Annotated in this window: 1 protein-coding gene; it reads left to right on the top strand. The window is 26.8% G+C overall.

Annotation, left to right across the window (positions count from 1 at the left end):
• Window positions 1-198, top strand: a 198-nt coding sequence (locus tag H6A07_RS09685; RefSeq protein WP_204814714.1) for a hypothetical protein, incomplete at its 5' end; no start/stop codon positions are given.
• Window positions 199-299: the final 101 nt, after the last annotated feature.

The raw sequence follows: 299 nt of genomic DNA, 5'->3' as shown, positions 1-299 counted from the left end.
GTCATAACGCCTACAGTGGATATTCAAAGCGAACAAGACCAAAGTAAAGCGATTGCGGATGCTATTAAATTATCAGAACAAATTAGTAAGATGAGCAAAAAAGAACGCGAAGAACTTAACAAAAATCGTGAAACTAAAATGGAAACTAAATATGTTATTGATAATTATGTACAAACAAGTGTTGAAGTAGAAGAATAAAAAATTAAAATATCATTAAAAAATAATTAAAGACGAAGAAAAATAGTAAATAACTATTTACTATTTTAAAATTCGTTGATACAATCGAATAGTGAGAAAAC

The sequence above is a fragment of the Olsenella uli genome, assembly GCF_016899935.1.
Taxonomy (GTDB): Bacteria; Actinomycetota; Coriobacteriia; order Coriobacteriales; family Atopobiaceae; genus Thermophilibacter; species Thermophilibacter uli_B.
The sequence above is the reverse complement of the archived record's forward strand: the minus strand, read 5'-3'. Positions and strand labels throughout refer to the sequence as shown.